This is a genomic window from Micromonospora sp. U21 (assembly GCF_018070045.1).
Classification (GTDB): Bacteria; Actinomycetota; Actinomycetes; order Mycobacteriales; family Micromonosporaceae; genus Micromonospora.
The window spans coordinates 82,838-95,297 of record NZ_JAGPYK010000013.1; the positions used below are offsets into that span (position 1 = coordinate 82,838).

Here is a 12,460-nt window from a genome sequence, read left to right on the forward strand (position 1 = left end):
ACCACCCGTAACCACCCGCCCCGGTCAGATCGGTTCGAGTTGATCGAGCCGGCGGAGGATGACCCCCTCCCGCAGCGCCCAGGGGCAGATGTCCAGCGACTCCAGATCCAGACGGCGCATCACCGCCTCGGCGACCACCGCGCCGGCCAGCAGCTGGTGGGCGCGGCCCGCGCTGACCCCTTCCAGCTCCATCAGTTGGGCCGGCGGGATGTGCCGGATGAAGCCGATGACCTGCCGCAACCCGGCGCGGGGCAGGCTGCGCCGCGTCCAGAGCCCGGCACCGGACGGCGCCGCCCCGGCCAGCCGGGCCAGGGTGCGGAACGTCTTCGACGTGGCCACCGCCCGGTCCCAGCCCACCTCGGTCATCTGGTCGACCACCTTGTCCAGCCGGTCGTCCACGTACTCCCGCAGTTTGTCGACGGCCTCCGCGGACGGCGGCGCCGCGCTGGTCGGGTCGACCCGCAGCCGCTCCCGGGTCAGCCGGCCGGCGCCGAGAGGCAGTGAGATCGCGGCGTCCGGGTCCTCGTCGATCCCGGCGGCGATCTCCAGCGAGCCGCCCCCGATGTCCAGCACCAGCAGCCGCCCCGCCGACCAGCCGAACCAGCGCCGCACGGCCAGGAAGGTCATCCGCGCCTCGTCCGCACCGGAGAGCACCGCCAGACGTACGCCGGTCTCGTCGCGGACACGGGCCAGCACCTCGGCCGCGTTGGTGGCGTCACGTACCGCGGAGGTGGCGAACGCGATCAGGTCGTCGGCCTCCAGCCCGGCCGCCGCCGCCTTCGCCATGCCGACCGCCTTGACCAGACCGTCCGCGCCCGCGTCGGTCAGCGCACCGTCGGGGCCGATCTGCTCGGCCAGCCGGAGCACCACCTTCTCCGAGTGCGCCGGCCACGGGTGCGCGCCGTGGTGGGCGTCGACCACCAGCAGGTGCACCGTGTTGGATCCGACGTCGAGGACACCCAGTCGCATGATGAAGACCCTAGGTGCAACACGTTTGCGCGGCTCGCCGGCCCGCGGAGGGGACCGCGCGTACGCTGGGCCGGGTGACGATGGAGCTCCGCGTACTGGTGGACGATCCGGGTGACCCGCGCAGCCGCGAGGTGCCGCTGGACTTTCCCCGGGAGTGGATCGAGTTCGCCGACCCCGCGGACGAGACCCACCTGATCCGGGCCGACCTGACCTGGTTGCTCTCCCGCTGGACCTGCATCTTCGGCCGGGGCTGCCACGGCATCATCGCCGGCCGGTCCGCCGACGGCTGCTGCTCCCACGGAGCGTTCTTCACCGACTCTGACGACGAGAAGCGGGTCCGCAACGCCGTCAAACTGCTCACCCCGTCGACCTGGCAGCACTTCCGGCGCGGGGTCAAGAACTGGACCGACAACGACACCATCGACGGCAAGAACCCGGCCCGCCGGACCGCCACTCAGGGTGCCGATGGGCCGTGCGTCTTCCTCAACGACGCCGACTTCGCCGGCGGGGGTGGCTGCGCGCTGCACGCCCAGGCGCTGCGCGACGGAGTGCACCCACTGGAGTACAAGCCGGACGTCTGCTGGCAGCTGCCGATCCGACGGGACCAGGACTGGGTCAAGCGTCCGGACAACAGCAAGGTGCTGGTCTCCACCCTGTCAGAGTTCGACCGGCGGGGCTGGGGTGCCGGCGGGCACGACCTCGACTGGTGGTGCACCTCCTCGACGGATGCGCACGTCGGCACCGAGCCGATGTACCTCTCGTACGGGCCCGAGTTGACCGCGCTGATCGGCGCCGCGGCGTACGAGCGGCTGGCCGAGCTGTGCGCGGCGCGCATCAAGCAGGGCCTGGTCGCCCCGCACCCCGCCGATCAGCTGTGATGCTCCCACCCGACGACGACCCGGCACAGCGAGACGCCACGGATTTCGGCGGCCTCGCGGACGAGATCATCGGACGCCACGCCACACTGCTCACTCGCCTACAGAGCGACGCCACGACGGCTGCGGACCAGGAGCCGGGGGCATCGGGTGGGACGCCTTTGGAGCTGACTCGTTTACGACATCGGCGGATGACTCGTTTGTGACATCAGCTCCAAAGGCACTCCAGCCGACTCCCATGCCCCGGCGCGCAGCGTCGCCGTCAGCTCTCGGAACTGGCTCGCTGAGCAGGCGCGGACAGCCCGAAGGGGGCCTGCGTCGAACGCAGACCCCCTTCGGGTACGCCGATCACGGCTCGAACTTGTAGCCCAGGCCCCGGACGGTGACGATGAAGCGCGGCGCGGACGGCTCCGGCTCGATCTTGGAGCGCAGCCGCTTGACGTGCACGTCCAGCGTCTTGGTGTCACCGACGTAGTCGGCGCCCCAGACCCGGTCGATCAGCTGACCCCGGGTCAGCACCCGGCCGGCGTTACGGAGCAGCAGCTCCAACAGCTCGAACTCCTTGAGCGGCAGCTGTACGGCACCACCGTCGACGGTCACCACGTGCCGCTCGATGTCCATCCGCACCGGGCCGGCGGCCAGGGTCGGCGCACCCGAGTCGGTCACCTCCGGGCTCTGCCGGCGCAGCACCGCCCGGATCCGGGCCACCAGCTCGCGGGGCGAGTACGGCTTGGTGACGTAGTCGTCGGCGCCGATCTCCAGGCCGACCACCTTGTCGATCTCGCTGTCGCGGGCGGTGACCATGATGATCGGAACGGCCGACCGCTGCCGGAGCTGCCGGCAGACCTCGGTCCCCGACATCTCGGGCAGCATCAGGTCGAGCAGCACGATGTCAGCGCCGGTTCGGTCGAACTCGGTGAGGGCGTCGGTGCCGGTCGCGGCGACCGAGACCTCAAAGCCCTCCTTACGGAGCATGTACGACAGGGCGTCGGAGAACGACTCCTCGTCCTCGACCACCAGAACGCGGCTCAACGGGGATTTCCTTTCCATTGCTGTCAGACCTGCCGTAGCTCGGCCGGACCGGCCTCGATCCCAGCCGGCGGCAGTGTCGCCAGCAGGTCGTCCGGTGGACGGGCGGGCAGCCGGAGGGTGAACGTCGATCCACCACCAAGAGTGCTCGACACCTCCACCCGTCCGCCATGGTTGCTCGCGATGTGTTTGACAATGGCCAGGCCGAGCCCGGTGCCGCCGGTGGCACGCGAGCGGGCCTGGTCGGCCCGGTAGAACCGCTCGAAGATCCGGTCCACGTCCGTCGGGGCGATGCCGATGCCCTGGTCAGCGACGGCGATCTCGATGTGTTCGTCGTCGCCGTGGATGGTGACCCGGACCGTGGTGTCCGCACCCGAGTAGTTGATGGCGTTCTCCACCAGGTTCGCCACCGCGGTGGCGAGTTGGGTGTCGCTGCCGTACGTGGTGAGGCCGCGCTCCCCGGCCACCGACACCTCGACGCCCCGGGCGGAGGCCGTGGTGCGGGTCCGGTCGACCACCTCGGCGATCACCCAGTCCAGCGCGACCGGTTCCGCGGGCGGCTGCGGCTCGGCGCCCTGCAACCGGGTCAGCTCCAGCAACTCCTGCACCAGCCGACCCAGTCGGGTCGACTCGTGCTGGATCCGTTCGGCGAACCGGCGGGCGGCGACCAGGTCCTCGGAGAGGTCAGGTGCCGCGGCCTCGGCCGGCTCGGTGGCGTCGAGCAGCGCCTCGGCGAGCAGCTGAAGCGCCCCGATCGGTGTCTTGAGCTCGTGGCTCACGTTGGCCACGAAGTCACGTCGTACCCGGGTCAGGCGGTGCGACTCGGTCACGTCGACCGCTTCCACGGCGATGAAGCCGTTGCCGAGGCCCATCGCCCGCAGGTGCACGCCGAGCGGGTTCTCCCCCGCGCTGTCGCGACCCCGGGGCAGGTCCAGCTCGATCTCGCGCCGCACCCCGGTGCGCCGCACCTGACCGGCGAGGGTACGGATCAGCGGGTGCGCGGCGATCGAGCCCGGGGTGCTGCCGGTACGCAGCAGACCCATCGCGCGGGCGGCCGGGTTGATCAGCACGGGCACGTCGTCGTTGTCCAGCACCACGACACCGGCCCGGAGCGAGTCGATCGTCCGGCGGCCGAGCCCGGTCTGCTGCTCGTCGGCTATCGCGGGCCTCCCCCTGCTCCAGCGGGAGCCTGCGCTCCCCGTCGAGGTGGAGAGGCCCTCTCGCGCCGGCCGGAACCGGGACAGCAGGAAACCGGCGGCCAACCCGGCCACCAACGCCACGGCTACCACGACCGCCACCGCCCACTCCACCCGGCGATCGTAGGGTCATTGTTAACCTGGCTACCACACAGACCGGGACGAATCACCCTCACTTTCGCAGATGTTCACCCCTGCGTCTGGCGTCGTTCACCGGAGTTCATCAGGGGTCCGCCCGCGCCACCTACCGTTGGCGGCGCACCTGCTCAACCCCTGCGCCGGCACCCGTCGGCGGCGACCGACCACAGGACGTGATGATGCGCGACGAGTTCCGGGCCGACCTCCAGATCGTCAGCCAACTGCTGGTGGACATGGCGGAGGGCGTCCGCGCCGCCATGCGCCAGGCCACCCGGGCCCTGCTCACCGCCGACCGGCAGGCCGCCGAGACGGTCATCGAGCGGGACGCCGAGATCGACGACCTCTACCGGCACGTTGAGGAGCGGGTCTGTGACCTGCTCGCCCGGCAGGCTCCGGTCGCCTCCGACCTCAGGGCCATGATCACCGCACTGCACGTGGCCGCCGACCTGGAGCGGATGGGCGACCTCGCCGACCACGTGGCGAAGACCGCGCTGCGCCGGCACCCCTCGCCGGCCGTACCGGCGGAGCTGCGGACGATCTTCACCGAGATGGCGGACATCGCCGACCGGATGGCGGTGAAGATCGGCTCGGTGCTGGCGAAGCCCGACGCCGACCTCGCGGGCGAGCTGGACCGCGACGACGACGCGATGGACGAGCTGCACAAGAACCTGTTCGCGGTGCTGCTCGGCGACGACTGGCCGTACGGGGTGGAGACCGCTATCGACGCCACCCTGCTGGGCCGCTTCTACGAGCGCTTCGCCGACCACGCGGTCAACGCTGGTGAGCACGTGGTCTACCTGATCACCGGGGAGACCTCCCCCACCAGCAGCTGACCTGCAAGGAAGGGCCCCTTGTTATCGCACAGCGATAACAAGGGGCCCTTCCTAACGTCTAGCGGCCCTGGTTGGCCACCGCGGCGGCGGCCGCCTTGGCGGCGGTCGGGTCGAGGTAGGTGCCGCCCAGGGTGAGCGGGCGCAGCTGCGGGTCGAGGTCGTAGCGCAGCGGGATGCCGGTCGGGATGTTCAGCTTGGCGATCGCCTCGTCGGAGATCTGGTCGAGGTGCTTGACCAGGGCCCGCAGCGAGTTGCCGTGCGCGGCCACCAGCACCGTCCGGCCAGCCAGGACGTCCGGCACGATCGAGTCGTACCAGTAGGGCAGCATCCGCTCGACGACGTCCTTGAGGCACTCGGTACGCGGCATCAGCTCGGTCGGCAGCAGCGCGTACCGCGGATCGCCCACCTGCGACCACTCGTCATCGTCGGCGATCGGCGGCGGCGGGGTGTCGTACGACCGGCGCCAGAGCATGAACTGCTCCTCGCCGTACTCGTCCAGGGTCTGCTTCTTGTCCTTGCCCTGCAGGGCGCCGTAGTGCCGCTCGTTGAGCCGCCACGACCGGCGCACCGCGATCCAGTGCCGATCGGCGGCGTTCAGCGCCAGCTCGGCGGTGCGGATCGCCCGGCGCATCACGCTGGTGTGCACGACGTCCGGCAGCAGGCTGTGCTCGCGCATCAGCTCGCCGCCGCGCCGCGCCTCACCCTCGCCCTTCTCGGTCAGGTCGACGTCCACCCAACCGGTGAAGAGGTTCTTGGCGTTCCAGTCGCTCTCGCCGTGCCGCAGCAGGACCAGCGTCCCGACGGTGGGCCCCTCGCTCGCAGTCATGCGGATCATCCTGCCTCAACCGCCGCCGGGACACGCAGGCACCCGTCGTGACGACCACCACGTGAAAAAGCTGGTGACCAGCGACTCCGCGCCCGACTAGTTTGTAAGGCGCTGAAGTCACATCGGTCATTACTTGCAAGCGGGGGCGTCACGTGCGGACGATGCGGAGCTGGTTCCGGGACACCACCGGCGGCCTGCCAACCACTTTCTGGTACCTGTGGACCGGCACGCTGATCAATCGGCTCGGCTCGTTCGTCCTCGTCTTCCTCGCCATCTACCTGACCCAGGAGCGCGGCTTCTCCGCCTCCCAGGCCGGTCTGGTGCTGGGCCTGTGGGGCGTGGGCGGCGCGGTCGGCACCACTGCCGGCGGCACCCTCGCCGACCGGTGGGGGCGGCGACCCACCTTGCTCACCGCACACGTGGGCGCGGCCGCCATGATGCTCGCCCTCGGGCTCGCCAAGGACCTCTGGGCCGTGGCGTTGGGTGCTCTCCTGCTCGGCATGTTCGCCGAGGCGGCCCGGCCCGCGTTCGGGGCCATGATGATCGACGTGGTGCCGGCGAAGGACCGGCTGCGCGCCTTCTCCCTCAACTACTGGGCGATCAACCTGGGCTTCGCCTGCGCCGCCATCCTCGCCGGCCTCGCCGCGCAGGCCGACTACCTGCTGCTGTTCGTGGTCGACGCGGCCACCATGCTGATCACCGCGCTGATCATCTTCACCCGGGTGCCGGAGACCCGGCAGAGCGGCCGTGCGGCCGCCGCGGCGAAGGCGCCGCGCGGCGCCCTGCGGACGATCCTCACCGACCGGGTCTACCTCGGCTTCGTGGCACTGAACCTGTTGGCCGCCCTGGTGTTCCTCCAGCACATCTCGATGCTGCCGATCGCCATGAGCGACGACGGCCTCAGCCCCGCCACCTACGGCTCGGTGATCGCGCTCAACGGCGTCCTGATCGTGATCGGCCAACTCTTCGTCCCCCGGCTGATCCGGGGCCGCAGCCGCTCGCACGTGCTCGCCCTGGCCGCCGTGGTGATGGGCGCCGGGTTCGGGCTGACCGCGTTCGCCGGCACCGTCTGGCTCTACGGGCTGACCGTGTTGATCTGGACGGTCGGCGAGATGCTGAACTCGCCGTCCAACTCCACCCTGATCGCCGAACTTTCCCCAGCGGAGCTGCGCGGGCGCTACCAGGGCGTGTTCTCCCTCTCGTGGCAGATCGCCGGCGCCTGTGCGCCGATCCTCGGCGGCCTGGTGCGCGAGCACGCCGGCAACGCCACGCTCTGGCTCGCCTGTGCCGGGATCGGCATCGTCACCGCGGTCGCACATCTGGTGTCCGGCCCGGCCCGGGAGCGGCGCGCCACCGCCCTGCGCCGCACCGGCGAGGCGCTGGCACCGGTCGGCGCCACCCCATCGCCAGCGGCGCAGCCCGAGGCGGCGTCCGCCTGACCGTGGCCTGATCGCCGCGCCGCAGGGCCCATGATCAGGTAATCGAGTGGCGGGACCCGCCGTGGTTTCCTACCGTTCAGGGGAAACAGTTAGGAAACCGAAGTGTCGGGAGGTCGGGTGCACGCCCTGCGGCGCTGGTGGCACGACACCGCGGGTGGACTTCCCGCCACCTTCTGGTACCTCTGGGCCGGCCTGCTCATCAACCGAGCGGGCGCGTTCGCCATGCTCTTCCTGTCGCTGTACCTCACCAACGCGCGAGGAGCCAGCGAAGCGCTCGCCGGCACGGTGGTCGGCGCGTACGGGGCCGGCGGGGCGGCCGGCGTGCTGCTCGGCGGGGTGCTGGCCGACCGGTGGGGCCGTCGGGCCACCCTGCTCGCCGCGCACCTGGCCACCGCCGTCCTGATGGTGGCGCTGGCCTTCAGCCAGCCCCTGCTGTTGATCGCGGTGCTCTCGGCGCTGGTCGGCGTGGTGCACTCCATGCCGAGCCCGGCCTTCGTCGCGGCGATCGTGGACGTGGTGCCCGCGCAGCGCCGCTCACGCGCGTTCAACCTCCAGTTCTGGGCGTTCAATCTGGGCATGGCGGTCGCCTCGGTGCTCGCCGGCGTGCTGGCCGAGGCGAGCTTCACCGCGCTGTTCCTGGTCGACGCGGCCGCCACCCTCGCCGCCGCCGCCGTGATCGGCTGGAAGGTGCCGGAAACCTTGCGGCGGAGCGCGCCGCCGCCCGCGCCGCCGACGAAGAGCCCCGTCCGGACCCGGGGACCGGGACTGCACACCGCACTCACCGACCGGACCTTCCTGGTCTTCGTCGGGCTCACGTTCGTGCTGGCCGTGCTCACCCTGCAAACCCAGACGATCATGCCGCTGGCGATGCGCGCGGACGGCCTGGGCCCCTCGGCGTACGGGCTGGTCGTGGCGCTCGGTGGCGCGCTCATCGTGCTCGGGCAACTGTTCGTGCCCCGGCTGATCGACCGGCACCGCAAGGACGTCGTGCTGGCGGCCTCCACCGCCCTGCTCGCGGTCGGCTTCGGCGTGCTCGCGGTCGCCGACGAGCTGGCCGTCTACCTGGGCGCCGCAGTGGTCTGGACGGCCGGCTCGATGCTCGCCGCCCCGCCCAACGCGCAGATCAACGCGGACCTGGCACCGCCGCAGCTGCGCGCGCGGTACCAGTCGGTCTTCTACCTGACGTTCCCGGCCGCGGCGTTCGTCGCACCCACGCTCGGCGGGGTGAGCCTCCAGTACCTCGGCGACCGGCACTGGCTGATCGTGGGCGGGCTCGGCCTGCTGGCCGCTATCGGGCACCTGCTGGCCGGGCCGCCCCGGGAGCGGCACGTCGCCGCGCTGCGCCGGGCCGCCGACCGGGAGCCGACACCGCCCGCGGATCGCGTGCCGGCCGCCTGACCGCCAACCCACCACGGGGTACGACATACGCAAAGCGCCCACCACGGCCGAATGGTCGTGGTGGGCGCCTGCCGGCGGGGCCGGCGGCGGCGGGCAACACTCACCCCCGTAAGCGTCGCCCGCTCGCGCCGCCGGTCCAAACAGGTGGGCACCGTCCCCCAACGGTTGATCCACCCGTCCCCTCGCGCCTCGCCTGGTGCGCGGATCTGTTCGATCCGCCGCTCCCCCGAACGTTTCCAAGCGTGGCGCGGTGCAATAAAGTTAGTTCGCCCGGATTCTGGATTCAACTCAGACCGCTGTCTCGCCGGTCACAACTCGCGAGTATCCGCAGTTCGGGCCTCGGTGTGTGGCAACAGCCGCATACCCCTCGCGCATTCCCGCAAACACCTCAACCGTCCTCCCGATCGGGTGATTCGGTCCGGAAAAAGTTGCTCTGCCGGCCGTCGCGCATCTGCTCCTGGTAGATCAGGTTCAGCCGGCGCAGGTCGAAGGTGTGGAACCACTCATCCCAGGTGATCTCACGAATCCGGCTGCTCTCCCGGTAACCGGGGATGTTGAAGGTCAGAACCCCCGCGCGGCCCTCCCGCTCGGTGCCGGTGATGGTCGCCGGCTTCGCCCCGCGCTCCCGTGCCCAGCGCTGGATGACCTCGTGATTCGCGGTGATCAGGCTCCGTCCCGGGCGCTCCGGCCGGTCCGCGATCGACGAGATCACCTGCGAGCTGCGAACCGACCGTCCGGTACCCCGGCCCGTCCGGATCCCGCCAGCCGCCGTACCGCCGCCGGCCGGCCGGGTCGTCGCCGCCGGCTTGGCGGGCGCCGCCCGCTTCGCCGCCGACGGCCGGGCCGGGGCCTTCTTGGCCGGCGCCTTCCGCGCGGGGGCGGTCCGGGCCGTCGTCGTCTTCCGCGCCGTCGTCGACTTACGCGCGGCCGTCGCCTTGCGGGCCGCCGCTGTCTTGCGGGCGGCCGTCGACTTCGCCGCTGTCGTCTTCTTCGCCGGCGCCGTCGTCCTCTTCGCGGCGGTCGTCTTCTTCGCGGCCGTCGTCTTCTTCGCGGCGGTCGTCTTCTTGGCCGCCGCAGTCGTTCTCTTCGCGGCGGTCGTCTTCTTGGCCGCCGCAGTCGTCCTCTTCGCGGCGGTCGTCTTCTTGGCCGCCGCACGCTTCGCGGGGGCGCTCTTGTTCGCCGGCGCGGCCTTCGCGCGGCTCGGCGCCGCCCGCGTCGCCGACTTCTTCGTCGCGGCGGCACGACCCGCCGACGCCCGGGTGCCGGCGGCCCGACCTGCCGGACCGGTGCTGTGTCGGCCCGCGCCACCGCTCTCGGCGCGCAGCGAGCGCACCAACTGTTTCACCAGGTCGGGCTTGCGCAGTGCGGAGATCCCGGAGACCCCGCGTTTGCGCAGTTGCCCCCGGATGTCGTCCACCCGCATTCCGGAGATCTCCGACTCGGAGATTCCCGGAGTATTCGGCGTCTGGTTGCCGGTCTGTCGTTTCGTCCTGGTCGCAGTCCCGCCGCGACCTGAGCTGTTCCGCTGAGCCATGGGACGCTCACGCTCCTCGACACTCCGTCCTCGGCGCGCGGGGGTCCCTTGCCGCACCGCGCGGTGCGGCATACCCGTCAGGACCGCTCCGAACCACCAGCCGGCAACCCGCCTCGGGCGCCAGCGGTCAGGCCGGGGTACGACGACGGGCGGTCAGGCCGGGTCGGAGCCGGAGCCGGAGGGCTCGAAGAGGTGCGCGAAGGCGGCCAGGTTGGCGGTCGACTCGCCGCGCTTGACCCGCCACTCGTACTCCCGCCGGATGGAGCTGCCGAAGCCGATCTCCAGCATGGTGTCGAAGGACTCGTCGGCGTACGTGAGCACCGCACCGAGAAGGCGGTCCAGCTCGTCGGCGTCCACCCCGGCCGGGTTGACCCGCCCGGTCAGGTACACGTCGCCGACCGCGTCCGTGGAGAAGGAGACTCCGTACATCCGTGCGTTGCGCTGCAACAGCCAGGCCCACAGCTCCTCACGCCGCTCGTCCGGCTGGCGCATCACGAACGCCTCGATCCGCAGCGCGTGCTCGCCGACGATCAGGTTGCAGACCGTCTTGAGCTTGTGGATGCCCGGCAGGGTCACCGCGTACGAGCCCGGCCCGGTCGACTCGCAGGCCAGCTCGCGCTCGGCACAGACGGACTCGATCAGACTCGCAAGATCGCTCTTTGGGCTCACCGGACCCACTCTACGACCGGCCCGGCCGGAGCACCGGGTGGCGACCAGCGCCTCCGATCACCAGGAGCAGGAGAGCGCGGGGTTGCCCGCGAGGTCGGCGACGAGGCGGGCGCGGTGCGCAGCGGTCGCCTCGCCGTAGACGGCGAGCAGGCCGGCGACCGTGCGGTCCCAGGAGAAGTGCCGGGCGTGCTGCTCGGCGCCTCGGGCCAGCGCCGCCCGCCGGGCCTGATCGGGCAGCAGGCGGGCCAATGCGACGGCCCAGTCCGCCGGGTCGTGCCCGTCGATCAGCACCCCGCTCACCTGGTCCCGTACGGCGGTGACCAGCCCGCCGACGGCGGCGGCCAGCACCGGCGTACCGCAGGCCTGCGCCTCCAGGGCGACCAGCCCGAACGACTCGTTGTGCGACGGCACCGCGACCAGGTCGGCGGCCCGGTACAGGGCCGGCAGGTCGTCCCCGGTGAGCGGCGGCAGGAAGCGCACCCGGTCGGCTACCCCGAGCGTGGCGGCCAGCTCGATGAGCGCGGTCGGCCGGTCCAGCCCGCTGCCGCTGGGCCCGCCGCAGATGGCCACGGTCACCTGGTCGGCCAGCGCCGGATCGCGCTCCCGCAGTGCGGCGACCGCGCGAATCAGCACGTCGGGTGCCTTGAGCGGCTGGATCCGACCGACGAAGGCCACCACGTACCCGTCGACCGGCAGCCCCAGCCGCTGGCGGGTGGCCCGGGCGACCACGGACCGGTCGCCCGGCGCGGGCCGGAACCGGTCCAGGTCGACGCCCGGCTGCACGACGGCGACCTGGTTGGGGTCGGCGTCGTACCGCTCGACGAGGTCGCGGGCCTCCACCCGTGTGTTGGCGACCAGCCGGTCCGCCTCGGCGACCACCTGCTCCTCGCCGATCACCCGGGCCTTGGGCTCCGGCCGGTCACCGGCCGCGAGCTGAGCGTTCTTGACCTTTGCCAGGGTGTGCGCGGTGTGCACCAGCGGCACCCCCCAGCGCTCCTTGGCCAGCCAGCCGACCTGTCCGGAGAGCCAGTAGTGGGAGTGGATCAGGTCGTAGTGCCCGGGCGGGCGGGACGCCTCGGCGCGCAGCACACCGGCGGTGAAGGCGCAGAGCTGACCGGGCAGCTCCTCCTTGGTCAGCCCCTCCAGCGGGCCGGAGGTGATGTGCCGGACCTGCACGCCGGGGGCCATCTCAACCACCGGGGGCAGGTCGCCGGAGGTGGCGCGGGTGAAGATCTCCACCTCGACGTTGGCCTCGGCGAGCCGCCGGGCGACCTCCAGGATGTAGACGTTCATCCCACCCGCGTCGCCCGTGCCGGGCTGGTGCAGCGGGGAGGTGTGCACCGACAGGGTGGCGATGCGGCGGGGCCGGGGCCACGGTTGGGCACCTCGCTGACGACCGACGCCGGTGTGCAGTTCCGCCACGTCCGCTCCTCTTGTCACGGTGATGCCGTCTCGCACGACCGGCGCTTCTCGGTCAACCCGTACGCCGGATCTCATCTTCCCCATCGGCCTACGGAAATTCTTCGCCGCGGCCCCCCGGCGTGACGGACCTCA

11 protein-coding genes and 1 pseudogene are annotated in these 12,460 nt (G+C 71.6%); 5 read left to right on the forward strand and 7 right to left on the reverse strand.

What is annotated here, in order from left to right:
* Nucleotides 1-24: 24 nt before the first annotated feature.
* Nucleotides 25-969 carry a Ppx/GppA phosphatase family protein gene (locus tag KBX63_RS18655; protein ID WP_210912506.1) on the reverse strand — a complete coding sequence of 315 codons (945 nt, stop codon included), beginning with the start codon at nucleotides 967-969 and terminating at the stop codon, nucleotides 25-27.
* 80 nt (nucleotides 970-1,049) lie between these two features.
* Here KBX63_RS18655 and KBX63_RS18660 point away from each other — a divergent pair, with 80 nt between their 5' ends.
* Nucleotides 1,050-1,847 carry a hypothetical protein gene (locus KBX63_RS18660; RefSeq protein ID WP_210912582.1) on the forward strand — a complete coding sequence of 266 codons (798 nt, stop codon included), beginning with the start codon at nucleotides 1,050-1,052 and terminating at the stop codon, nucleotides 1,845-1,847.
* A 345-nt stretch (nucleotides 1,848-2,192) separates the two neighbouring features.
* On the opposite strand, the gene KBX63_RS18665 is transcribed toward KBX63_RS18660, so the two are convergent.
* Both KBX63_RS18665 and KBX63_RS18670 read right to left on the reverse strand, forming a co-directional pair.
* Nucleotides 2,193-2,876, reverse strand: coding sequence for a response regulator transcription factor (locus tag KBX63_RS18665; RefSeq protein ID WP_210912507.1), 684 nt, complete (start codon nucleotides 2,874-2,876; stop codon nucleotides 2,193-2,195).
* A gap of 23 nt (nucleotides 2,877-2,899) precedes the next feature.
* Nucleotides 2,900-4,183: a cell wall metabolism sensor histidine kinase WalK gene (locus tag KBX63_RS18670; protein WP_210912508.1), complete on the reverse strand. Its 1,284-nt coding sequence runs from the start codon at nucleotides 4,181-4,183 to the stop codon at nucleotides 2,900-2,902.
* A gap of 203 nt (nucleotides 4,184-4,386) precedes the next feature.
* Between KBX63_RS18670 and phoU the strand changes: the two genes are divergently transcribed.
* The gene (gene phoU / locus KBX63_RS18675; RefSeq protein ID WP_210912509.1) at nucleotides 4,387-5,040 is read left to right on the forward strand and encodes a phosphate signaling complex protein PhoU; all 654 of its coding nucleotides are present in this window, start codon (nucleotides 4,387-4,389) and stop codon (nucleotides 5,038-5,040) included.
* Between the two features lie 58 nt (nucleotides 5,041-5,098).
* Here phoU and KBX63_RS18680 read toward each other — a convergent pair whose 3' ends face one another.
* Nucleotides 5,099-5,866 carry a phosphoglyceromutase gene (locus KBX63_RS18680; RefSeq protein WP_210912510.1) on the reverse strand — a complete coding sequence of 256 codons (768 nt, stop codon included), beginning with the start codon at nucleotides 5,864-5,866 and terminating at the stop codon, nucleotides 5,099-5,101.
* Nucleotides 5,867-6,027: 161 nt separating this feature from the next.
* Here KBX63_RS18680 and KBX63_RS18685 point away from each other — a divergent pair, with 161 nt between their 5' ends.
* Nucleotides 6,028-7,305: an MFS transporter gene (locus tag KBX63_RS18685; RefSeq protein WP_210912511.1), complete on the forward strand. Its 1,278-nt coding sequence runs from the start codon at nucleotides 6,028-6,030 to the stop codon at nucleotides 7,303-7,305.
* A 117-nt stretch (nucleotides 7,306-7,422) separates the two neighbouring features.
* A complete protein-coding gene (locus tag KBX63_RS18690; protein ID WP_210912512.1) occupies nucleotides 7,423-8,703 on the forward strand; it encodes an MFS transporter in 1,281 nt (426 codons plus the stop codon).
* A 388-nt stretch (nucleotides 8,704-9,091) separates the two neighbouring features.
* Here KBX63_RS18690 and KBX63_RS36745 read toward each other — a convergent pair.
* Nucleotides 9,092-9,481, reverse strand: a pseudogene (locus KBX63_RS36745) (hypothetical protein); the annotation flags it as partial.
* On the opposite strand from KBX63_RS36745, the gene KBX63_RS36750 reads away from it, so the two are divergent.
* Nucleotides 9,363-10,232, forward strand: coding sequence for a hypothetical protein (locus tag KBX63_RS36750; protein ID WP_247662636.1), 870 nt, complete (start codon nucleotides 9,363-9,365; stop codon nucleotides 10,230-10,232). The pseudogene KBX63_RS36745 and the gene KBX63_RS36750 sit on opposite strands and share 119 nt — an antisense overlap.
* Nucleotides 10,233-10,390: 158 nt before the next feature.
* Here the strand turns inward: KBX63_RS36750 and KBX63_RS18700 are convergent, their stop codons facing one another.
* Together KBX63_RS18700 and mshA are read right to left on the reverse strand one after the other, a co-directional pair.
* On the reverse strand, nucleotides 10,391-10,906 hold the full coding sequence (locus tag KBX63_RS18700) for a YbjN domain-containing protein (RefSeq protein ID WP_210912513.1): 516 nt from the start codon (nucleotides 10,904-10,906) through the stop codon (nucleotides 10,391-10,393).
* A 57-nt stretch (nucleotides 10,907-10,963) separates the two neighbouring features.
* On the reverse strand, nucleotides 10,964-12,328 hold the full coding sequence (mshA, locus tag KBX63_RS18705; protein ID WP_210912514.1) for a D-inositol-3-phosphate glycosyltransferase: 1,365 nt from the start codon (nucleotides 12,326-12,328) through the stop codon (nucleotides 10,964-10,966).
* Nucleotides 12,329-12,460 lie beyond the last annotated feature (132 nt).

Coding starts and splice junctions, on each gene's coding strand:
- KBX63_RS18680 (WP_210912510.1), bottom strand. CDS start 5,866: ATGACTGCGAGCGAGGGGCCCACCGTCGGGACGCTGGTCCTGCTGCGG.
- phoU (WP_210912509.1), top strand. CDS start 4,387: ATGCGCGACGAGTTCCGGGCCGACCTCCAGATCGTCAGCCAACTGCTG.
- KBX63_RS18685 (WP_210912511.1), top strand. CDS start 6,028: ATGCGGAGCTGGTTCCGGGACACCACCGGCGGCCTGCCAACCACTTTC.
- KBX63_RS18655 (WP_210912506.1), bottom strand. CDS start 969: ATGCGACTGGGTGTCCTCGACGTCGGATCCAACACGGTGCACCTGCTG.
- KBX63_RS18660 (WP_210912582.1), top strand. CDS start 1,050: ATGGAGCTCCGCGTACTGGTGGACGATCCGGGTGACCCGCGCAGCCGC.